Origin of the sequence: Gemmobacter lanyuensis, from assembly GCF_014652355.1 — a bacterium.
GTDB classification, from domain to species: Bacteria; Pseudomonadota; Alphaproteobacteria; order Rhodobacterales; family Rhodobacteraceae; genus Gemmobacter; species Gemmobacter lanyuensis.
This window is the reverse complement of sequence record NZ_BMYQ01000020.1, coordinates 1-20,206: the sequence shown is the minus strand read 5'-3', so window position 1 is coordinate 20,206 and position 20,206 is coordinate 1. Positions and strand designations below refer to the sequence as shown.

13 protein-coding genes and 8 pseudogenes are annotated in these 20,206 nt (G+C 61.4%); 12 read left to right on the top strand and 9 right to left on the bottom strand.

Translation table 11 applies throughout. The features are described from left to right. Positions 1 to 27: 27 nt before the first annotated feature. Entirely contained in the window at positions 28 to 1,194 is a 1,167-nt protein-coding gene (locus IE101_RS18760) for a nucleotide sugar dehydrogenase (protein ID WP_189635382.1), read from the top strand. Positions 1,195 to 1,216: 22 nt separating this feature from the next. On the opposite strand, the gene IE101_RS18755 is transcribed toward IE101_RS18760, so the two are convergent. From IE101_RS18755 to IE101_RS18745, 3 genes are all read right to left on the bottom strand, one after another. Beyond that, positions 1,217 to 1,744 carry a hypothetical protein gene (locus IE101_RS18755; RefSeq protein WP_189635381.1) on the bottom strand — a complete coding sequence of 176 codons (528 nt, stop codon included), beginning with the start codon at positions 1,742 to 1,744 and terminating at the stop codon, positions 1,217 to 1,219. 197 nt (positions 1,745 to 1,941) lie between these two features. Continuing rightward, positions 1,942 to 2,667 carry a sugar transferase gene (locus IE101_RS18750; RefSeq protein ID WP_189635380.1) on the bottom strand — a complete coding sequence of 242 codons (726 nt, stop codon included), beginning with the start codon at positions 2,665 to 2,667 and terminating at the stop codon, positions 1,942 to 1,944. Positions 2,668 to 2,766: 99 nt separating this feature from the next. Then, complete coding sequence (locus tag IE101_RS18745) at positions 2,767 to 3,231, bottom strand: hypothetical protein (protein ID WP_189635379.1); 465 nt, start codon at positions 3,229 to 3,231, stop codon at positions 2,767 to 2,769. Between the two features lie 244 nt (positions 3,232 to 3,475). Between IE101_RS18745 and IE101_RS18740 the strand changes: the two genes are divergently transcribed. The 5 genes and pseudogenes from IE101_RS18740 to IE101_RS18720 form a co-directional block, all read left to right on the top strand. Further along, a complete protein-coding gene (locus IE101_RS18740; protein WP_189635378.1) occupies positions 3,476 to 4,138 on the top strand; it encodes a hypothetical protein in 663 nt (220 codons plus the stop codon). Continuing rightward, entirely contained in the window at positions 4,131 to 5,642 is a 1,512-nt protein-coding gene (locus IE101_RS18735; protein WP_189635377.1) for an O-antigen ligase family protein, read from the top strand. The genes IE101_RS18740 and IE101_RS18735 overlap by 8 nt, the downstream gene beginning before the upstream one ends. Next, positions 5,639 to 6,448, top strand: coding sequence for a metallophosphoesterase (locus IE101_RS18730; RefSeq protein ID WP_189635376.1), 810 nt, complete (start codon positions 5,639 to 5,641; stop codon positions 6,446 to 6,448). Before IE101_RS18735 ends, IE101_RS18730 begins: the two co-directional genes overlap by 4 nt. A 53-nt stretch (positions 6,449 to 6,501) precedes the next feature. After that, the gene (locus IE101_RS18725; RefSeq protein WP_189635375.1) at positions 6,502 to 8,712 is read left to right on the top strand and encodes a GumC family protein; all 2,211 of its coding nucleotides are present in this window, start codon (positions 6,502 to 6,504) and stop codon (positions 8,710 to 8,712) included. A gap of 109 nt (positions 8,713 to 8,821) precedes the next feature. After that, a pseudogene (locus IE101_RS18720) lies at positions 8,822 to 9,031 on the top strand (hypothetical protein); the annotation flags it as partial. A 178-nt stretch (positions 9,032 to 9,209) separates the two neighbouring features. Here the strand turns inward: IE101_RS18720 and IE101_RS20125 are convergent. After that, positions 9,210 to 9,395, bottom strand: a pseudogene (locus IE101_RS20125) (transposase); the annotation flags it as partial. 81 nt (positions 9,396 to 9,476) lie between these two features. Beyond that, positions 9,477 to 9,716: pseudogene (locus IE101_RS20120) on the bottom strand (IS110 family transposase); the annotation flags it as partial. Between the two features lie 68 nt (positions 9,717 to 9,784). On the opposite strand from IE101_RS20120, the pseudogene IE101_RS18710 reads away from it, so the two are divergent. Then, a pseudogene (locus IE101_RS18710) lies at positions 9,785 to 10,407 on the top strand (DDE-type integrase/transposase/recombinase); the annotation flags it as partial. Between the two features lie 186 nt (positions 10,408 to 10,593). Here the strand turns inward: IE101_RS18710 and IE101_RS18705 are convergent. Continuing rightward, on the bottom strand, positions 10,594 to 11,874 hold the full coding sequence (locus IE101_RS18705; protein ID WP_189635374.1) for an IS110 family RNA-guided transposase: 1,281 nt from the start codon (positions 11,872 to 11,874) through the stop codon (positions 10,594 to 10,596). A 136-nt stretch (positions 11,875 to 12,010) separates the two neighbouring features. On the opposite strand from IE101_RS18705, the pseudogene IE101_RS18700 reads away from it, so the two are divergent. Further along, positions 12,011 to 12,134 (top strand): annotated as a pseudogene (locus IE101_RS18700) (IS3 family transposase); the annotation flags it as partial. A gap of 300 nt (positions 12,135 to 12,434) precedes the next feature. On the opposite strand, the pseudogene IE101_RS18695 reads toward IE101_RS18700, so the two are convergent. Next, positions 12,435 to 12,821 (bottom strand): annotated as a pseudogene (locus IE101_RS18695) (IS110 family transposase); the annotation flags it as partial. 58 nt (positions 12,822 to 12,879) lie between these two features. On the opposite strand from IE101_RS18695, the gene IE101_RS18690 reads away from it, so the two are divergent. Then, on the top strand, positions 12,880 to 13,230 hold the full coding sequence (locus tag IE101_RS18690) for an integrase core domain-containing protein (protein ID WP_229804313.1): 351 nt from the start codon (positions 12,880 to 12,882) through the stop codon (positions 13,228 to 13,230). A 185-nt stretch (positions 13,231 to 13,415) separates the two neighbouring features. Here IE101_RS18690 and IE101_RS20050 read toward each other — a convergent pair. Both IE101_RS20050 and istA read right to left on the bottom strand, forming a co-directional pair. Further along, positions 13,416 to 13,691: pseudogene (locus IE101_RS20050) on the bottom strand (transposase). A gap of 153 nt (positions 13,692 to 13,844) precedes the next feature. Beyond that, positions 13,845 to 14,526 (bottom strand): annotated as a pseudogene (gene istA / locus IE101_RS18675) (IS21 family transposase); the annotation flags it as partial. Between the two features lie 262 nt (positions 14,527 to 14,788). Between istA and IE101_RS18670 the strand changes: the two are divergent. Genes IE101_RS18670 through IE101_RS18660 form a run of 3 tightly spaced genes read left to right on the top strand, consistent with a single transcriptional unit; the run spans position 14,789 to position 20,122 of the window. Continuing rightward, complete coding sequence (locus tag IE101_RS18670) at positions 14,789 to 15,349, top strand: ImuA family protein (RefSeq protein ID WP_189635371.1); 561 nt, start codon at positions 14,789 to 14,791, stop codon at positions 15,347 to 15,349. Then, on the top strand, positions 15,291 to 16,763 hold the full coding sequence (locus tag IE101_RS18665) for a Y-family DNA polymerase (protein ID WP_189635370.1): 1,473 nt from the start codon (positions 15,291 to 15,293) through the stop codon (positions 16,761 to 16,763). The genes IE101_RS18670 and IE101_RS18665 overlap by 59 nt, the downstream gene beginning before the upstream one ends. Next, a complete protein-coding gene (locus IE101_RS18660; RefSeq protein ID WP_189635369.1) occupies positions 16,760 to 20,122 on the top strand; it encodes an error-prone DNA polymerase in 3,363 nt (1,120 codons plus the stop codon). The genes IE101_RS18665 and IE101_RS18660 overlap by 4 nt, the downstream gene beginning before the upstream one ends. The last annotated feature ends 84 nt before the right edge of the window (positions 20,123 to 20,206 follow it).

The following is a 20,206-nucleotide window of genomic DNA, read 5'->3' as shown; positions in this document are numbered from 1 at the left end:
ATTACGGATAACGTGCAGGAGATTTTGATGAAGATTGTTGTCGCAGGAATTGGCTATGTGGGGCTGTCTGTGTCTGTATTGCTGGCGCAGCGACACCAGGTGGTGGCGCTGGACGTGAACGAAGACCGCGTGGCGAAGCTCAACGCGCGGCAATCTCCCATCCAGGATCCTGATATTGAAAACTATCTTGCCACCAAGGCGCTGCAACTGACCGCAACCACAGACCCGGACCTAGCTTATGAAGGTGCCGATTTCGTGGTGATCGCGACACCCACCTCCTATGATCCTCTGACCAACCGTTTCGACACCGCCTCGGTCGAGGCGGTCGCCGAGCGGGCACTGGTGAAGGCGCCCCAAGCGAGCATTGTCATCAAATCCACCATCCCGGTCGGCTTTACCGATGCATTGAACGCCCGGCTCGGCACGGACCGCATCATGTTCTCGCCCGAGTTTCTGCGCGAAGGCCGGGCACTTTACGACAATCTTCATCCGTCGCGAATCGTCGTCGGGGCGCAGACCGAGGCAGCACAGCGCTTCGCCGATCTGCTACGCGAAGGCTCGCACGATCCCGAGGTTCCCGTTCTGCTTTGCGGCGCAAAAGAGGCCGAGGCGATCAAGCTGTTTGCCAATACCTATCTTGCGCTGCGGGTGGCCTATTTCAATGAACTCGACAGCTACGCCCTCGCACTGGGCCTTGACAGCCGGCAGATCATTGACGGCGTTTGCCTCGATCCCCGGATCGGGCGCCACTATAACAACCCGTCTTTCGGCTATGGCGGCTACTGCCTTCCCAAGGACACAAAACAGCTGCTTGCGAATTATGATCGCGTGCCTCAAAACCTCATCCGCGCTGTTGTCGAGGCAAATTCGACCCGCAAGGATTTCATTGCCGATCAGATCATCGCGCAGCGCCCGGCGCGGGTGGGGGTCTATCGCCTGGTGATGAAGGCCGGATCAGACAACTTTCGCGACAGCTCGATCCAGGGCATCATGAAGCGCATCAAGGCGAAGGGCATCGAGGTTGTGGTCTATGAGCCGCAGCTGACCGACAGCCACTTTTACAATTCGCCGGTGATCCGCGGGTTGGAGGAGTTCAAGATCAGCTGCGACGTCATCATCGCAAATCGCCGCACGGCAGATCTGGCAGATGTCGCCGAAAAGGTTTTCACGCGGGACCTTTTCGGCAACGACTGATCGAAGGGCAGAGGGCACGCAATCAGACGCAGGACCGCGCGCCCATGGCAATGGCCTGACGCCCGGTGATTTCATAATAGGTGCTCGTTACCAGACGGGCATCCTTCATGAACCAGCTGCGGATGCGGCCGGGGTAGTAGCTTGCCATGACTTGCGTGAAATATTCGTATTTCTGACGCGGCAGCGGGATCCCCTGCAAGGCCGAACGCGGGCCATGGAACCCCAAACGCGCCTGCGGCATCACGCAGGTGTTGGGCAGGCCGAGGTAGAGCGTGCAGGCGGAAACGCAGGTGCCAACGATCTGAACCGGCGTGCCGATTGCGCGCATCTGCTCGATCTCCGCAATGCGGTCCTCAAGACTGCCACCCATGTCATTCGTGATGATCCAGGGCGCCTGGATAGCACGCGCAGGCCCGTTGAGAGCCATAGCGAGCCACAAGAAAAGCGCGACGGAAAACAAAGTCAGCAGCTGGCCGGTCGTTTGGCCTGCGTTTTGCAGTACGAAATCAGCCCTGCGGCGCGCGCCACAGGCAAGCAAGATGTTGAACATGGCCTAATCCCCGAACTTTCGACCGACAGGCGAAAGGTGCGCTGACGTGTCTTCCCTGAGTGAACGGGGTAAAGGGGTAGGCCTTTAGGCAAACCTGTGCAAAAATACGACAGTATGGTCGCTATTCGACATAAGTACGTATAAAATGCAAAAGGTCGCCCTGAGGGCGACCCTTAGATTTCAACACCTTAGCTTCGTCAGCGCCCTGTGCGCTTTAGCACAGCCATGGCGGTGGCAAAGATGATCTTGATGTCGGTCGCCACATTGCAGTTGCGCGCATAATCGACATCGAGGGCGACGCGCTCGTGATAGGCGAGATCATTGCGCCCGCTGACTTGCCAAGGTCCGGTCAGACCCGGGCTCATCCGGATGTAATAGGAAACCCGCTCACCGTAGAACTTGAGCTCATCCTTCGTGACAGGCCGGGGCCCGACGATGCTCATTTCGCCTTTGAGGATGTTCCAAAGCTGCGGAAGCTCATCAAGGCTCGACTTGCGAAGGAAATTGCCCAGACGGGTGATCCGGGGATCATGCGTCAGCTTGAAGGACGTGGCCCATTCGGCGCGGGCCTCCTCATTTTCAGCGAGATATTCCCGCAGCCGGGCCTCTGCATCCGGAACCATCGAACGCACTTTCCAGCATTTGAACGTCCGTCCATCGCGGCCGATCCGCCGGTGCCCGAAGAAAGGCCGCCCGCCGTCCCGCATCACAAGCAGCGCGAGAACGAGAATGACTGGAACAGTCACAGGGGCGGTCGCAAGAACCAAAACAATATCAAGAAGGCGCTTACCGTAAGCCCGGTAAAGCCGTGAAGCTAAATTTTTTCTGGAAGACGGCAACAGAAGGTCAGGGTTGCCTTGCCAGCTCAGAGGAACAGACTGCGTAATCGTTAAAGGTTCACCAAGGCCTTCAAAATCTTTCATGGCAGCCTCCGGTTGGCGCGGAGCAGTTTCGCACCGGATAATGAGATTATACGGGAGGCAGACCTGCCTCCCTAAAAATTTGTATGTGCGTCGGCTGGATCAGCCTTCGCTTGCCTCAACGTTCGGGGCGGTCGGTTGCTGGGCAGCACCGCTGGCAAGCGCAGCAGCAACACCGCTGGGCTGACCAGCGGCGACGTTCGACGCGACCTGACCGATGACCGAAGCCAGACCTGCCAGGCCATTCGCCGAAGCGACACCGGCAACCGAGGCCAGCGCATTAGCCAGCGCGGGCGAGGCAATGCCCAGTGCGTCGGCGGCGGAGGCAAGTTCGGCCGTCAGGGTGCCAAGGATGGCATCGAGCGCATAGCCCTGCGCCTGAAGTGCGCCGACCAGAGCGTTGACAGCAGCGCTACAGGCGGCGGCGTCGCCGGCGCAAGCAGCTTGAATGGCGGCAACTTGGTCCGCAGAAACAGGAACAACATCAGTAACAGCTGCAAATGTCGGGGAAGCAAAGCCAACACCGGCCAGCAGCACCGAGGCAATGATCTTTTGAAGATGGGTCATTGGGACTCTCCAGTGAGCAATGGCTTCTTCTTTATTCGATTTCGCACCAAAGTCGATACCTTTGGCTATTATTTCTTAACCTTTGGCTAGTAGCCGCTCACGATACAAGAGGTGTCATCATGCCTCGACTTTCGGCAAGATTCCGTTTGACAAGCAGCGGGTGTTCCTGCGACCTCCGCCATGCCTTGACAGGTTCAAGAGAGGTCCTATCGGCCGCGCTTGGGGGCTTCAGTGGGGTAAGGCAATGAAAAAAATTGAAAAAACAAGGTATTCCCTTCTTGTCCTTTGCCTCTTGGCCGCGGGGGGCTCTGCCCTCTGCTTCCTGCGGGAATATGGCGTGACCTACCTTTTGCGGGGCAGCGAACCGGAAATCATCGCAGGAATCAAAGCTGCAGACGCAGAAAATGATTTGCCGATGAGCGCCCGCGGAACGCGCGAACTGATTACAAAATGCGCAAACCTGAGTCTCGCCAGCCCGCAACTTGCCGCGGCGCCCGTGGATCGGGCGGCTTTCAACGAATCATGTTCTGCACTTGCGAAATCCATTCTGGATCGAAATCCATCGTCTTCGCGAACACTTGCGGCAAAACTTGTATTTACGGATGCACTCACAACTGCCGATTACGCCGCGGCGCAGCAATCCGCCCCCTATGAACCCTGGCCGCTGGGGACCCGATTGCTGGTTCTGGAACGCAACGCGCCGCTCTCGGCCGATCTTCTGCCGATTGCCGAAGCCGATATCGCCGCCGCTTTTGTAAGTTCGTGGGGACGTGAGCTTCTGGCCGGGATCTATATCCGGAAAGAGCCGCTGCGCCCGCTGATCCTCAAGGTCGCCGAGACGCGCCCCCCCGAAGAGCAACGAGCTTTCCTTCAGATGACCCGCAAGCAGGTGCGCACCGATGGCTGAGACAAAGCGCCACCAGGGCCGGTTCAGCCGGATGAACGACCGCTACGCCGTCGGCCTGTCGCTGATTGCGGCGGGCAGCGCCGTTCCGCTGGCCAGCAACCGCCCCGGCTGGTGGATGCTCTGGACAGGGCTGATTGCGCTGATGGCGGCGCTGCACCTGATCCAGGCTGCGCGCATTGCCCCCAATCGCCAACCACGGTTTCTGGCACAGAAATGGCTGTTCGGGGCCGCGCTGCTGGTGCCCGCATATGCCATGGTGCAGGCCCTGCCGATCGCCGGGGTTCTGCCGCAGATCCTCGCCCCGATGCGGAGCGGAATGGAAGGGCTGCGCGGGGCAACCCTCTCGGTGGCGCCCGATGCGAGTTTGATCGGCGCGCTGCGGGTGCTGGGCTATATCCTTTTCCTCGCGCTTGTGGTCGAGGTCGCAACGCGGCGTCAGCGCCTGACCCGGATCGGCAGGATTGTCTTCATCGGCATCACGCTTCAGGCGATCTGGGCGCTGGTCGCGCTCAAGCTATTGAACGACTTTTCTTTTTGGGGTGAAAAAACCTCGTATCAGGGGGCAGCGACCGGAACGTTTGTGAACCGGAACTCGCTTGCGACCTTCCTGGGGTTCGGACTTGTGTTGGGAACAGTGCTGGTGGGCCGCCTTGCCGATGGGCCGCGCATGCGCATGTCGCGCCCGCAATCCCTGCCCGAACGTCTCGGCTTTGAAGGCGGGCTGATCCTGCTGGGGATGTTGCTGATCTTGCTTGCACTGGTCGCAACACAATCACGTCTCGGACTTTTGGCAAGCGCGCTCGGCGTGGCCACGACTTTCCTGCTGCTGCGCCGGCGCAGCGGATTGCCGACCAGACGGCTCTGGGCCGAGAGCGGCGTCATCCTTCTCATTTTCGCCATCGGACTGGCGATTTTCGGTGCCAATGGCGTGTTGCAGCGCCTTCTGTTCATCGAAGGGGATGGGGGCATCCGTCTTGACCTGTATCGCCAGACCTTGGGCATGGTTGCGCTGCGTCCGCTGACGGGCTTCGGCTTTGATGCGTTCGGCGTGGCGTTCGAAGCCTTCCGCAGCCCGCCGCTGAACGGACGCAGCTTTTATGATCTTGCCCATAATAGCTACCTCGGGCTTTGGGCCGAACAGGGGCTTATCATCGGGTCGATCCCGCCGATCCTGCTGACCATCGCTGGGGTGATTTCCTGGCGCAGGCTTTCAGATGAACAGGGGTTTCCGTCTTTTGCCGCGGGCGCCATTGGGGTGCTGGTGATGGGCGGGGTGCATTCGCTTGGGGATTTCAGCCTCGAGGTGCCGGCCAATAACTTTGTGTTCCTTTTGCTGGTCGGCCTCGGGATTGCCCGGAAAATCCAGAGCGAGAGTGATGACCCCGCACCGGTGGCGGCAAAACCGCTACAGCCGGTTCCGTCTGCTGCCACCCGCACTCTGGTCATCGAGCTTGCGCCGCAGCCCGGCGCCAAGGGCGAGGACAACAGGGGGCCGTCGACATGACGGCCACATCTGGCCTCATGGGGCGCCTGTTCGGGCGGCTTTTGGGATCTGGCCAACCCGACGGGGTTGCATTGCTGCCGCTCGATCTGGCCGACGGTCCGGTTTATGCCATCGGGGACGTCCACGGTTGCCGCAATCTCCTCCGCGCGCTGGAGGCGCAGATCGCCGCAGACGCCGCGCAGTTCGAGGGCCGGCCACGGGTCATCCTGCTGGGCGATCTGGTGGACCGTGGCCCAAATACCGCGGGGGTGCTGGATGATGTAATGCGCCCGCTGCGTTGGGGCGATCGCCTGGCCCTGCGCGGCAACCACGAAGACATGATGCTGGCGTTTGTCGACGATCCGCGCGCCAATCTCGACTGGCTGGGCTTTGGCGGCTTCGAAACGCTGGGCTCTTACGGTCTTGTCTTGGACGAGGCACAAGCCAAGCAGCTGCCGACGCGCCGGGTGCAGCAAATGCTGTCGGCCCACCTGCCGGACGACCATCTTGCCTGGCTGCGCAACCTCCCGCCGGGCTTTGTTGTCCGGGGGCTGAATCAAGCTTTCGTTCTGGCCCATGCCGGGTTTGACCCGACACGCGGCCCCCACGACCAACCACTACGGACCCTGACATGGGGGGGCATGGGCCCCGGCCCGGAACACGGCCTTCGCCTTGTCCATGGGCATGTCATTCAACAGGCGCCCGATTTGGCGGCGTCCTGTATCGGGATCGACACGGGCGCCTATAAATCGGGCAAACTCACTGCACTCCGGCTTGCAGAGAGCTATTTTCCACATGTTCTTACAGTTGATGCAGTTCCGAGTTAGACTGTTTCTGTTTCCAGCCCGGTAACTGCCGCTGAAATTTGAAGGACTACCCCTTGGATACTGCTGAGATTGATCTCAAGGACATCATCGCGATCCTCAAGCGCCAACGGCGCCTGATTGTCTTGACCGTGCTGATCGTCCTCGGACTGGGCTTTGCCTATATTCTGACTGCGAAACCCATTTATGACTCCACCACCCTTCTGCTGGTCGACAGCCGGGGGTCCAACATTCTTGAAACCGGTGCCGGCGAGCAGCAGCAAAGTGCGGTGCTGAACTCTCGCGTGGACAGCGAGGTCGAAATCCTGCGTTCCGACGCTACGGCACTCGCCGTCATTCAGGCCGCAAACCTGATCCGCGACCCGGAGTTCGGGCCCCAGCTCGGGATGCTCGAAAAGATCGGGATTGCCCTTGGCACGGATCTGGACGGAAATTCCCTCCGTCGTCTGGTCGGTCTTGCACCCAAGGACGCGCCGACCGAGACGGCGCTGCTCAACGCGACCATTCAAAAGCTTCAATCCGCCGTCGATGTGCGTCGCCGCGGGCTGACCTATCTGATTGCGATTTCCGTATCGTCCGAAGACCCCCAAAGGGCCGCCGAGATCGCCAATACCTATGCCAAGATCTACCTTCAGCGGCAGGTCGCGACAAAGACCTCCTCGACGCTTGATGCGCGCGATGTGCTGCGCCGGCAGATCGAAACCGCGCAAGCGGAACTGGCCAGCTCTGAACAAGCCGTAAACACGTTCATCGAAGTGAACCTGGCCCGTCTCGAAAAGGAAAGCGGTGATCCCGCCATCGCAGAGCTGCGCCGCAGCCTGCAAGAGGCGCAGGCCCAGAAACAGCAAAGCAACACCCTCATCGCCAGTGCGGAAGGCGCCATTCGCAGCGGCGACTGGGAAGCCGCCGCCGCAACGCTGGAAGACACCGCCCTTGCCGAACTTGCCCGCCAGCGCAAGCAGTTGGAACAGCGCATCAACGCTGCGACCGCAGGCTCTGCCGAGGTGCTGGACCTCCGGTCTGAACTGGCAAAGCTGGAAGAGGATCTGACCAGCCAGTCCGTCGCGACGATCGGCGCCGTGCGCCAGGAAATGTCGGCCCTGACCACCCGCGAAAGCGAGGCCCGCGATCAGCTCCGCAGCAGCCTGCTGCAATCGGATCTGTCGGCGGAAATGCTGACCGAGCTTTTCAACCTGCAGCAAAGCGCGACCATCGCCCGGAACCAGTATCAGACACTTCTGGCCCGCGAACAGGATCTGGGTACCATGGCCAATCTGCAGATCGCGGATGCCAGAGTTGTGTCAGAAGCGCTGCCGCCCAATTCTGCCGCTGCCCCGAAGAAGCGCCTGATCATCAGCCTGTCTATGGTCATGGGCCTGGGTCTGGGCGTCGCATTGGCCTTCCTGAAGGAATATTACATCGGTGGCGTCATCTCGGCCAGCCAGCTGCAAAACGTGCTGCAGGCCAAGGTGCCGGTTACGGTGGGTGAAGTGGATCTGGCAGAATTCGCCTCTCCGGCAGATGCTGTCGTCTCGGCACCGCTTTCGGTCTATGCGGAAACCTTCCGCAAACTCCGCGCCGCCATCGACATGAGCTTTGACAGCAGCAAGACAGCGGAAGGTCAGGCCAGGGGCTCGGCACTCAAGCGCTCTGCCAACTCCGGGCGGGTGATCCTCGTCTGCTCCGCCCTTCAGGCCGAAGGCAAGACAACAACCGCCATCGCGCTGGCGCGAACTTACGCCATGTCCGGCGCGCGGACACTGCTGATCGAGGCGGATCTGCGCAAACCGGCAATCGCAGGGCGGCTTGGCATCGAAAGCAAGGTCGGCTTGCTGGACTATCTGGTCTCAGCCGGGGCTGATGCGATCCGCCAGATGGAAGCCGCAGCGGATCCCTATTCGCCCCTCGTTGTCCTGACGGCAGGTGAGCGCAGCTCTGCCCCCACCGACCAGATGATCAACAGTGTCGCATTCCGCAACCTGCTCGAGATCGCAATCCAGAACTTCGACATGGTCATCCTCGACAGCCCGCCGCTGCTGCCCGTGGTCGACACCCGCTATCTCGCCCGCTACGCAGACGCAGTCGTCCAGGTGGTCCGCTACGGTAGCACCACACAAGGCGAAGTGCGCGAGGCCGCGAACCAGCTTCAAGAGATGTTGCCCGCAGGCGCGCAAATGTTCGGCGTACTCAGCCACGAGGAACGCGCAGGCCGACGCTACGGCTATTACGGCCGATATGGCGGCTACTACGGTCAGGATGAGAGCTGAAGTAAACCGGCGGCGTCCAAAACGCCGCCGGTTTGCGTTGCAATTGCAGCGCCGAGTCCCCTTAGAGGACCTGTAGCCATGACCTGCGATCTTGGCGGCTTGAATCTTCATGCGCGCACTGCCGACAAGCGTAAGGGCTGGGGCAAGTGCATGCCGGCATCATAAGTATTCCGGGATGACGGTATCCGAGGCCAAGCAGCTGAAAGCGCTGGAGGATGAGAACGCGAAGCTGAAGAAGCTCTTGGCCGAGCAGATGCTCGACATGGCTGCGATGAAGGAACTGCTGTCAAAATGTATGGTCCGCCCCGCGGTTGCAAGGTTTTCGTGCGTGGCTGTCTGGGTTGCGTAAATGTATCCGGCCTCTGATCAGTCAGCCGCTTTTGACAGCAAGGCCTTGCTGAGATCCGCGCCTCGCGCCTCAAGCGCCGAAAGCCAGCTTCCGAGGGCATGGTTCGTACGGTTCAGATGCAGAAAGCAGGATCGCGCGTGATCGGCCGCCGCACATAACGGTTGCCCCGCTTGCTGATGCCCAGAAGGGTCTGCTTGCCCCCGGTCGAATGCTTGGCCGGAACCAGGCCCAGCCATGCGGCGAGATCGCGCGCCTTGCGGAATTGTCGTCCGTCCCCTGCTGCGGCGACAATGGCGGTCGCTCCGAGTGCGCCGATGCCCGGGATGGTTACCAGTCGGCTGACGGCGTCATGCTGGCGGGCGTCCACGGTGTCGGTCTTGTTCGATTTGACATAGGGCTTCACGAAGCGCGCCGGGATGATCCGGGCGTCATGGCCCATCGCGGCCAGCCGCCGCGCCAGCCATTGCGAGCCTGGACAGGCTTCCATGCCGATCAGCGCCTTCGGCGCGGCATCGAAAAAGGACATCAACGTATCGCGTGAGAACTTCGCGCGCTGGATCACCGCTCCGGCGGCGTTCAGGGCAACGACGTGGAAGACCTTCTTGCCGATGTCGATGCCGAAGGCGGTCGTCTGTGGATCTGGTCTGGTGCGCATCCTTTCTTTCCGTTTGGTGGTGGTGTTCCCCGATCCTGCGCCGGGGTGCGGGGCGGACCATCCCATTAGTGGTGACGCCCGCCGCGAAGCGCGAGGCTGTCGCGCATCTGAAGGCCCATCTCGGGCTGTCGGAATAGCAAGCGTCAAGCAAACAGTCCGGGGGACTGTTTGTAGCGCAGCTGGGGCGTGCGAGATTGCCGGGGCAGACCGCAAGATGGTGCGCTACCAGTCGCGGCGCGAGCCGGACACGGTACTGCGCGGGCGTTTGCGGGACCTGGCCAACGAGAGGCGCAGGTTCGGGTATCAGCGGCTCTTCATCCTGCTCAGGCGGGAAGGCGAGGCGTCGGGGATCAACCGCATCTACCGGCTCTACCGCGAGGAAGGGTTGACGGTCCGTAAACGCAAAGCACGCCGCAAGGCCATCGGCACAAGGGCCCCGATCCTGATCGAGGCGCGGGCAAATGCCCGTTGGTCGCTCGACTTCGTCCATGATCAGTTCGCCTGTGGGCGGCGCTTTAGGGTGCTGAACGTCGTCGATGACGTCACGCGCGAGTGCTTTGCGGCTATCCCGGACACGTCCATCTCGGGCCGCCGCATGGCCCGGGAACTGACCGCACTGATCGAACGCCGCGGGAGGCCCGGAATGATCGTGTTGTATAACGTCCTAGCTCGGGAACGAAACGCGGTTTTGGGCGTCAGATCACGGGGCATCCGAGCGACAGGATGCCTTTTGAATAGTTGCCCAGGCGGGCTCCGCCGTCAAGAAGTGGTCTCTTCCATGGCAAATACAGGGTCGGCCTGGTTGCCGCCCTCACCGTCCTTAAGACGAGATCCTAAATCCCAAGCGGAAGGCCCGAACATTATCTACGAGGTCGCGTCATGCGCCTCCACGGCCCTGTGAGAGAGAGATCCTTCCGCCTGGGCTCGTCCCCTCGAAAAAGGGACGATAGGGTTCGCCGGATTTGATCACGGCGTGAATAGTGCGTGCCATCTTTGCAGCGATGGCGGTGTAGGCCTTCCGGCGCAAATCCGGGTTATGGCGATCTTGCGCGATGTAGCGCTCGAATTTGTCCCGGAAGCTGTTTGCTTTCTTCAGGACTGCGGTCTGCCCTGCCAGCCACAACGTGCGGCGCAGGCGGGCGTTACCATACTTTGAGATTTTGCTCCGACCACGGAACATGCCAGACTGGACAGTGGCCAGATCCATGCCGCAGAACTTCAGGAACTGGCGATGATGATGGAAACGCCGCAGGTCCCCGGTCTCGGCCAGGATGGTCAGCGCATTGATCGGCCCGATGCCGGGAATGGTGCGCAGCAGTTGGTAGTCAGGGCGCTCGCCCAGCAGTTCGACGGCCCTATCCTCGATGGCATTGCGCTGCAGGATCAGGCTTCTTCCCTCGGCCAGCATCATGCGGAACATACGAACGGCGTCAGAATCTGGCGCCACGGGTAATCCTGCAGACACCTTTGCTGTCTCGTAAATATCTGACAACAGGAGAGACTTCTCGACCTTGCGCCCAACCACCTCCCAAGCAGCCTGGATGAATTCCTCCTTGGTCATGGCGCTGATCATGTGCGGCGAAGGGAACATCTCGAGGAAGGCCAGAAACCAATCCGTCCGCGAACTGCGGTGGAAGCGGTCGGCTTCCAGAAAGTAGAGCGGCAGGTAGTGGGTCAGAATGCGATGCCAAAGCTCAGTCTTGGACCGTGACACCGCATCATGGGTTTTGGACAATTCCTGAATGTCGTTCGTGCCGGCCACCATCGGGTCCTGGAATATCTGCACTGCCCCGATCTGCAGCATGTGCAAGATCACCTGGGCATCCTTCGGATCGTTCTTGTCCCAGCTGTTGTGCAGCGCCTCCCGCGTCAGGGCCAAAGCGACCGAAGACACAAGCTTCAGATCGAACCCGGCCACGCCGAGATGATACATCAGCACGCGATGATAATTGCCTGTGGCCTCGAAACCGATACGGACCGGCAGGCCATAATCCCGCAAGATCGCGATCAGGCGCATGAAGTCGTCGGTGGAATTAGTGATCGTCATGCGCCGCCGGCGCGTCTTGCCCGGGACGGCAATCAGCACCTCATGCCTGTGTTTGCAAATGTCGATGCCTACCAGAACACGGGCATCCGAAGTATGTTCAACCTTGGCCATAGCCGGTCTCCTCTGTGGTGTGGTTCGCAAAACTACCATAGAGACCCGAGACCCGGTTATGGCCGCCTGCTGCGCAATTTTGGAGGCTGCGCAGGCGGCCATAACCTTCAACGGCGCGACATTCCCAACATGCTGTGGCACCGAGTTCACCTCGAACGCGAACTTTGAAGTGGTGCGCCGAGCACAAGGTCGAATGGCACGACATCGCGCCCGGCAAGCACATGCAGAACGGCGTTTCCGGGCGCTTTAACGGCCGCCTGGGGGGGGCGACTGCGAGTTGAGCACCTGTTTTCTGCCGCGGCGTCAGGCCTGTGACTTGATTGCGGTATGCCCGACGATGATACACACCGCCGCCTGTTTACGAGCCTCGGCGGCCTGTTCCGGCGGGGGGGGGCTTAGCCGATCCGTAAAGGACCAAGCTTTGAATAGAGCCACCTTCTGACCGAGGACGAGTCGGGGGGAGGTCGGGGAGTTGGGCGATTGCTCAACCCACGCTGAAGGGCGTAAACAACCAACCGGCTCCGGTCGCAGCTGGATGAAAGACCAGTGGCAGGTCACCGGTCGTGAAAGACCTGGACCGCCCCGATCTCCAGCATCCGCAGGATGACCTGTGCATCCTTGGAATCGTTCTTGTCCCAATTGTTGTGCAGCGCTTCCCGCGTGCGAGCGAGTGCAACGGACGACACCAGCTTCAGATCGAACCCCGCACTTCCGAGAGCGAACATCAGGGCCCGATGATAGCTGCCTGTCGCCTCGAACCCTATGGTGACAGGCAGACCGTATTCTATCAAGGCAGCGATGAGCCGACGATAATCATCAGCCGTGTTCAATACTGTCATCCGCCGCCGCGTCCGCCCTGGGACAATTACCAGCACCTCGTGACGGCTCTTGGAAATGTCGATGCCTACCAGAACAAGGGCATCCGAAGTATGCTCAACCTTGGCCATGGCCAGTCTCCTCTGTGGTGTGGTTCGCAAAACCACCATAGAGACCTGAGCCCCGGTTATGGCCGCCTGCTGCACAATTTTGGAAGCTGCGCAGGCGGCCATAACGCTCAACGGCGTGCCATTCCCAACATGCTACGGCTTGGTCTTTATCAGTCGGCGATACACCGCCCTCGTCCGCAGCTACTGCCTGAAGCAGGGGTTCATCACGCCGCACTGCCCGCAGCAGAACGGCATGGTCGAGCGCGTCATCCAGACACTGAAGGAACACTGCATCCATCGCCAACGCTTCGACAGCATTCAGCACGCAATCCGTACCATCGGCGACTGGATCAGATTCTACAACACCCAACGCCCACATCAGGCGCTGGACATGAAAACCCCAGCCGAGGCATTCACTTTAGCGGCTTAACCTGTGCAGATGCCACTGCGTCAACACATCAGTGTGCCATCATCTCACTTTGCCCTCGCCATTTCGGTCAGGCTGCATCCGGCCCGTAATTCATCGCCCTCACGCCGCCCGCCAGGCTCCGCCGGTTCGCAGCATGGCCCAGACGGTCCGCGCCATGCGGTTTGCCAGCGCGATGGCCGCGACCTTCAGCGGCTTTTCTCCAGCATCCGCCCCAGCCAATCCTCGTCCGGATCGGCGCGTTTATGGGTAGAAATCACCCCAATGGCGCCGAGATAGAGCATCCGCCGAGTGTAACGATTTCCCATCTTCGAGATCGCACCCAGCCGCCCCTTTCCACCTCTGGAATGCGGTTATGGCGCCAAGCGCAGCCAAGCCGACAGGTCGCGGGCCGAGCGGAAAGCCGACACGTCAGGAACTGTGGTTACCAGAATGCTGGCCGTGATCGGCCCGATCCCGGGCATCGTTTGCAGCCGCCGCGCTGTCTTGTCCGCCTCGGTGGCGCGGCGCAGATCAGCAGTGATCGCGTCGATGCTCGCTTTCGTATCCGTGAACTGCCCGGCCCGCAAGTTGAGCGGGAGTCTTCCACTCCATCAGTGGCGACACGCTGGCTCGCCCCAACTTGCCGCTGGATTGCGGAAGCCGGGCTCGAAGACATAGTGGTTCGCCATCGCCAGGAAGCGGATATTGACATGCCGCGCCTTACCGCGGCCCACAAGATCCACTGCCGTTCGCATGTTGTCGTAAATGCCACGCGCAGGCACGCCGCCAAAGACGTAGAAGCCGTGCCAATGGGCATCGAATAGCATCTCATGGGTCTGCAGCGGATAGGCCCGCAACAAAAATGCGCGACTGTGCGACAGCTTGATATGCGCCATCTGCAGCTTCGTGTGTTCACGCCAACAACCGCAAAGTCATCGTTCCAGTCGAACTGGAACGCCTCCACAGGGCGGAAAGCCAGGGAGACGAAGCTGCCACGCCCCGTTGTTTGTTCTTCGCGCTGACGATGGGCGCGCCACCGACGCGCAAAGGCTGCCACTCGGGCATAAGAACCCGTGAAGCCAAGCACCACGAGATCGGCATGTATCTCCTTCAGCGTGGGCCGATCTTTGCGTCCCTTCTTCGCATTGGTCTTCAGCCTGCCAGCCTCTCCGCATAGGGATCAAGCTTGCTCGACCGTTCCGGCGTCGGAAACTTCGGCTCGATGGTGCTCGCGGCCAGATACTTGCTCACGGTAGTACGCAACACGCCCGTCAGCCGCGCAATCTCGCGAATCGACAGCTTCTGCCGCAAGTGCATACGTCGGATGATGTTCAATAGTCCCCTGTGGATCACTCCGTTGCCCCCGCCGCTAAACGCTTCGGGGAAAGGGCCACATGGCTCAATTCTCAGTGAAAATTATGCGCTCAACCGGCTCAATTTTCAGTGAAAATCAACAGGTACTGAACTTGCAAACAGGAGATAGCGCCCAGTGGAGCCTGTGCTTGCAACGCCGTGACCTTTCTGGGAGTACCTATTGCCAAACGTTGGAAATCACGGCCTTTCCCGTTACGCTATCCGCATGTCCCACGCTGATCTTCCCTTTTTTCCACTTCGCCCGGGCCGTGTCCACGAGGTCTGCGGTCCCTCGGCCCCCGTCTTCGCCGCATGCGCTGCCGCTGGCCTGCAGCGCCCGGTACTATGGCTGCGTGAGGCTTGGCTGACTGAAACCCTCAACCCTTTGGGACTTTTGTCTTTTCTTGATCCTACTTGGGTGCTGCTGGCACGTACGCCGACCCAAACCGACAGTCTGGCACTAGCTGAGGAGGCGCTGAAAGACGGTAGTCTTGCCCTTGTCGTGCTGGAGATTACCCGCCTGCTTGATCTGCGCGAGGGGCGGCGGCTGCAATTGGCCGCTGGTATTGGAGGCACGACGGGGCTGTGCCTGATCCCAGAAGGCATGGGCTCAAATGCTGCCGAAACACGCTGGCGGGCTACGCCGATTTTCGATGCGGCTGGCACGGACTCGACTCCGATGAGATGGGAAATTATAAAGAACAAATCAGGAACACTTGGCGCATGGAATGTTTGCTGGAACGCACAGGCGCATCGTCTCGATCTGGTTTCCCCGGCTGGCGAGTGACCGGGCCCTCCGGGCATGCCCGGTTGATGGCCCCTTCGCACTGGCGCAGCGGTTGGGCGGCGCTGAGACACTTTTTTGCCTGAACGCCGAGGCCGAAGCAGCTGGTCTGCACCGCGGCATGCGAATGGCGGATGCGCGCAGCTTCTGTCCCGGTCTGGTCAGCCGCCTGGCCCGTCCCGATCTCGATATGCGGTTTCTGGCCGGGTTGCGGCGTTGGGCGGAGCGCTATTGTCCTTGGGTTGGAATCGAAGGGCAGGACGGTTTGGTGCTGGATATCACCGGTGCGGCGCATCTATGGGGCGGTGAAGAGACGATGTGCGCTGACATCCTTGTGCGGCTGACGCGGGCGGGGATTACTGCACAGCTGGGACGCGGTGCCAGTCTGGGCGCCGCGTGGGCGCTGGCGCATTTCGGCCCCCCCTCCCCTGAGACGCCGGAACCAGATTTGCTCGCCCTACCCGTCGCAGCGCTGCGGCTGAAGCCTAACATCGTGACCGGGCTGCAACGGCTGGGGCTGCGCTGCATCGGCGATTTGGCGGCCAGCCCTCGCGCACCGCTGGCCCGCCGCTTCGGTCCTGATCTGCTCACCCGACTCGATCAGGCCCTTGGGAACAGCCCCGAGCCGGTCACCCCCGCGAGCGAGCCGCCGCAATTCGTTACCCGGATGACCCTGCCTGAGCCGATCGGATTGGAAGGCGACGTGATGGCGGGGTTAAGCCGACTACTTGTGCCGCTTTGCGCCCGGCTGGCCGCGCATCAGGCTGGGGCGCGGCAGCTTGTGCTGACGCTGCGCCGTGTCGATCAGGCAAACCAGCAGGTCGAATTGCGCCTGGCTGCGCCGATGCGTGACCCTGCTCGAATCCTGCCGCTCTTTACCCACGGCCTGGCAAAGGTGGATGCAGGGTTCGGCATCGACCAGCTGCGTCTTGAAGCCACCCAAGTAGAGCCACTGTCCCCCGTGCAGCTGGGCACGCCCCCAGTCGCCAGCCCCGACCGACTGGCCGATCTGCTCACAAGGCTTGGAAGGCGGATCGGACTTGAGAACATCCATCGCTTTCTACCCGCCAAAAGTCACATCCCTGAACGCAGCTTCCTGATCGCTCCCGCCGCCTTCAGCCCCGCACAAGGCGGGTTTCATGCCCCCCGCCCGCGTCCCCTGCGCCTCTTTCCGCCCGAGCCGATCACCGCGACCGGCCCCACCCCGCCTGCAAGGTTCCGCTGGCGGGCCATGCCCCTCACCACCGCCCGCGCCACCGGACCGGAACGGATCACCCCCGAATGGTGGTTTGAAGATGAGAACTGGCGCCACGGACTGCGCGATTACTGGCGGGTGGAGACCGCCGAGGGCCGCAGGCTCTGGCTTTTCTTCACGCCGCAAAATCCGGGCTGGTTCGTGCAGGGGGAATTCGCATGAGCGTTTTTCCTGGTCCAGATACGCAAAATCCCGCCGCTTATGCCGAGCTCTGCGCGACATCGAATTTCACCTTCCTCACCGGTGCCTCACATCCTGAGGAACTGGTGGCCCGGGCGACGGAGTTGGGGCTGGCGGCACTGGCGATCACCGACCGTAATTCGCTGGCTGGTGTGGTACGGGCCTTCTCGGCGCTGAAAACCCTGCGTCAGGAGACCGAGGCTCTGCGTATCCGCTCTGCAACCCGGACCGATCCGTCCTCACGTCAGAACTACGGAAATGACGCGCCCCTAGCACAGCCCGTGGCAGCGAAGCTGCCGCGGCTGATCATCGGTGCGCGGCTTTGCCTGCGCGATTGCACCACGGAATTTCTGGCGCTGCCGACTGACCGCCCGGCCTATGAGCGGCTCTCACAGCTTCTCACCCTTGGCAAGCGACGAGCAGCCAAGGGAGACTGTGCCTTGACCCTTGACGATCTGACTGCGGGCGGCGCCGGACTTATCCTGATCGCGCTGCCGCCATCTGATCTTGCAGCCGCGCTTCAGCCGCTGCTCCGGCTGCACCGGCAGTTTCCTGGCCATGTCTTTCTGGGTGCCGCCCCGCGCTATGACGGCACCGATCAGGCTTGGTTTCGCGGCTGTGCCGATCTGGCTTTGCGGGCCTCGACGCCGATGGTGGCAGTGGGCGATGTGCTGATGCACCGCGCCGCCCGCCGCCCCCTCGCCGATGTGCTGACCTGCCTGCGCGAGAGACTGACCATCGACAGCATCGGCGCCCGCGCCCTGCTCAATGCCGAGCGCCGCCTGAAAAGCCCGGCCGAGATGGCACGGCTTTTCCGCCATCACCCCGCCGCGATCCGCCGCACGTCGGAGATTGCCGCACGTTGTGCCTTCGACCTTTCGGAACTCAGCTACGATTACCCCGACGAGGAGGGCGAGGAACTACCGCAGGACCGACTTGCGCGCCTTGCCCGCGAAGGGCTGACCAAGCGTTATCCGCAAGGTGCAACCGATCGGGTACATCAGTTGATGGCCAAGGAGCTCAGACTTGTCGGGGAGCTGGGCTATGCACGCTATTTCCTGACCGTGCACGACATTGTGCAGTTCGCCCGCTCCCGCAGCATCCTGTGTCAGGGCCGTGGCTCGGCAGCCAATTCTATCCTCTGCTATCTGCTGGAAATCACCGATGTCTCGCCCGACATGATCGGCATGGTATTCGAGCGTTTCATCTCGCGCCATCGCGACGAGCCGCCCGACATCGACGTCGATTTCGAACACGAGCGTCGCGAAGAGGTGATCCAGTGGATCTATGCGAAATATGGCCGCGACCGGGCCGGACTTTGCGCCACAGTGATCCATTTCCGTACCCGCGCCGCGATCCGCGAGGTTGGCAAGGTGATGGGGCTTTCCGCTGATGTGACTGCGGCGCTCTCGGGGCAGATCTGGGGGATGTCAGATCGGGGCCCCGACCCAAATCGGCTGCGCGAGATCGGGCTCAACCCAGAAGATCGACGGCTGGCGCTGACGATCCGGTTGATAGCCGAAATAATTGGCTTCCCCCGACATCTGAGCCAGCATGTCGGCGGCTTCGTAATCACCCGCGGGCGGCTCGATGCGCTGTGCCCGATCGAGAATGCTGCGATGGAGGGGCGCACCTGCATCGAATGGGACAAGGACGACATCGACGCACTCGGTATCCTCAAGGTGGATGTGCTCAGCCTTGGGATGCTGACCTGCCTGCGCAAAAGCTTCGATCTGCTCGAACGCCACAAGGGGTTGCGGCTCGATCTGGCCAAGGTGCCACAGGAAGACCCCGCTACCTATGCGATGCTGACGCGCGCCGATGCGGTGGGGGTGTTTCAGGTCGAAAGCCGGGCGCAGATGAATTTCCTGCCGCGGATGAAACCCGCCACTTTCTACGATCTGGTGATCGAGGTTGCGATAGTCCGACCGGGGCCAATTCAGGGCGGCATGGTCAAGCCCTATATACGCCGCCGTCAGGGGCTGGAGGCGCCCGAACCCTTTGGCCCTGCGCTGGCTGCAGTAACGGCCAAAACCCTCGGCGTGCCGCTGTTTCAGGAACAAGCGATGCAGATTGCCGTGGTGGGGGCGGGCTATTCCGCGGAAGAGGCCGATCAGCTACGCCGTTCGCTTGCGTCGTTCCGGCGCATGGGCACGATCGGCGCGCATCGCGACCGGTTCGTTTCCGGCATGACCGAGCGCGGCTATCCCGTGGCGGTGGCCGAGGCCTGTTTCGCCCAGATCGAGGGCTTTGCCGATTACGGTTTCCCCGAGAGTCATGCCGCGGCCTTCGCGATGCTGACCTATGTGTCATCTTGGCTGAAGTGCCACCACCCCGAGATCTTCGCCTGCGCGCTGCTTAATTCCCAACCGATGGGCTTCTATGCGCCGGCGCAGATTGTGCGCGATGTGAGGGAACATGGGGTCGAAGTGCGGCCGATCTGCGTGAATCGCTCGGAGTGGGACAACCGATTGGAGCCGCGGGCCGACGGGCGGCTTGCGCTGCGGCTGGGCTTCCGGCAGATCAAGGGCTTTCGCGCAGAGGATGCTGGATGGATCGTCGCTGCGCGAGGCAATGGTTATCTCGATGTCGAAAGCCTGTGGCTGCGCGCAGGACTCTTGCCCGCCGTTCTGGAACGACTGGCCGAGGCGGATGCATTCTGGGGCATTGGCCTGACGCGGCGGGATGCGCTTTGGGCCGTGCGTGCGATCCGTGCACCAAAACCCTTGCCACTCTTTGCTAATCCGCTTGATGGCGAGGGCGGAATCGAACACGCGGTAGTGCTGCCACCGATGCATCTGGGTGAGGAGATGGTCGAGGATTATAACGCACTGCGTCTGAGCCTGCGTGCCCATCCGATGGAGCTGTTGCGCCCCCGCCTGCACGGTCTGACCTGCCACGAGCAGCTTGCCACGGCACCGCTGGAGCTGATCAGCGTCTGCGGTCTTGTGATCACCCGCCAACGTCCCGGCACCGCCTCGGGGGTGGTCTTCCTGACCCTTGAAGACGAAACCGGCGTGGCGAATATCATAATATGGCAAAAAGTTTACGAGCGTTTCCGCCCCGCCGTGATCGGCGGGCGGTTGCTGCGCGTCACCGGGCGCCTGAAACGCGAGGGAATCCTAGTACATTTGATCGCAGAGCAGATCGAGGATCTGTCTCGGGGACTTTCCGATCTTGGCTACCCGCTTGATGATACCATCAGTCCGATTCGGCCCGACGCCGACGATGCCCCACGGTTCGGGCTTCACCCCAGCGCCCGACCAGCCCGTCAGCCACCCCGGGCACAGCATCCGCGCGAACAGGCGAAGTGGCTCTTCCCGAGCCGGGATTTCCATTGATCTGATCGGGGTACTCCTAACGCGTGAATGTATCGACCCAGTGAAAATCTGCTCATGCTACAAAGGAGACGGTAGCGATGAGTG

Coding starts and splice junctions, on each gene's coding strand:
- IE101_RS18740 (WP_189635378.1), top strand. CDS start 3,476: ATGAAAAAAATTGAAAAAACAAGGTATTCCCTTCTTGTCCTTTGCCTC.
- IE101_RS18665 (WP_189635370.1), top strand. CDS start 15,291: ATGTTTGCTGGAACGCACAGGCGCATCGTCTCGATCTGGTTTCCCCGG.
- IE101_RS18730 (WP_189635376.1), top strand. CDS start 5,639: ATGACGGCCACATCTGGCCTCATGGGGCGCCTGTTCGGGCGGCTTTTG.
- IE101_RS18690 (WP_229804313.1), top strand. CDS start 12,880: ATGGCCGCCTGCTGCACAATTTTGGAAGCTGCGCAGGCGGCCATAACG.
- IE101_RS18660 (WP_189635369.1), top strand. CDS start 16,760: ATGAGCGTTTTTCCTGGTCCAGATACGCAAAATCCCGCCGCTTATGCC.
- IE101_RS18705 (WP_189635374.1), bottom strand. CDS start 11,874: ATGGCCAAGGTTGAACATACTTCGGATGCCCGTGTTCTGGTAGGCATC.
- IE101_RS18760 (WP_189635382.1), top strand. CDS start 28: ATGAAGATTGTTGTCGCAGGAATTGGCTATGTGGGGCTGTCTGTGTCT.
- IE101_RS18735 (WP_189635377.1), top strand. CDS start 4,131: ATGGCTGAGACAAAGCGCCACCAGGGCCGGTTCAGCCGGATGAACGAC.
- IE101_RS18670 (WP_189635371.1), top strand. CDS start 14,789: ATGTCCCACGCTGATCTTCCCTTTTTTCCACTTCGCCCGGGCCGTGTC.
- IE101_RS18745 (WP_189635379.1), bottom strand. CDS start 3,231: ATGACCCATCTTCAAAAGATCATTGCCTCGGTGCTGCTGGCCGGTGTT.
- IE101_RS18755 (WP_189635381.1), bottom strand. CDS start 1,744: ATGTTCAACATCTTGCTTGCCTGTGGCGCGCGCCGCAGGGCTGATTTC.
- IE101_RS18750 (WP_189635380.1), bottom strand. CDS start 2,667: ATGAAAGATTTTGAAGGCCTTGGTGAACCTTTAACGATTACGCAGTCT.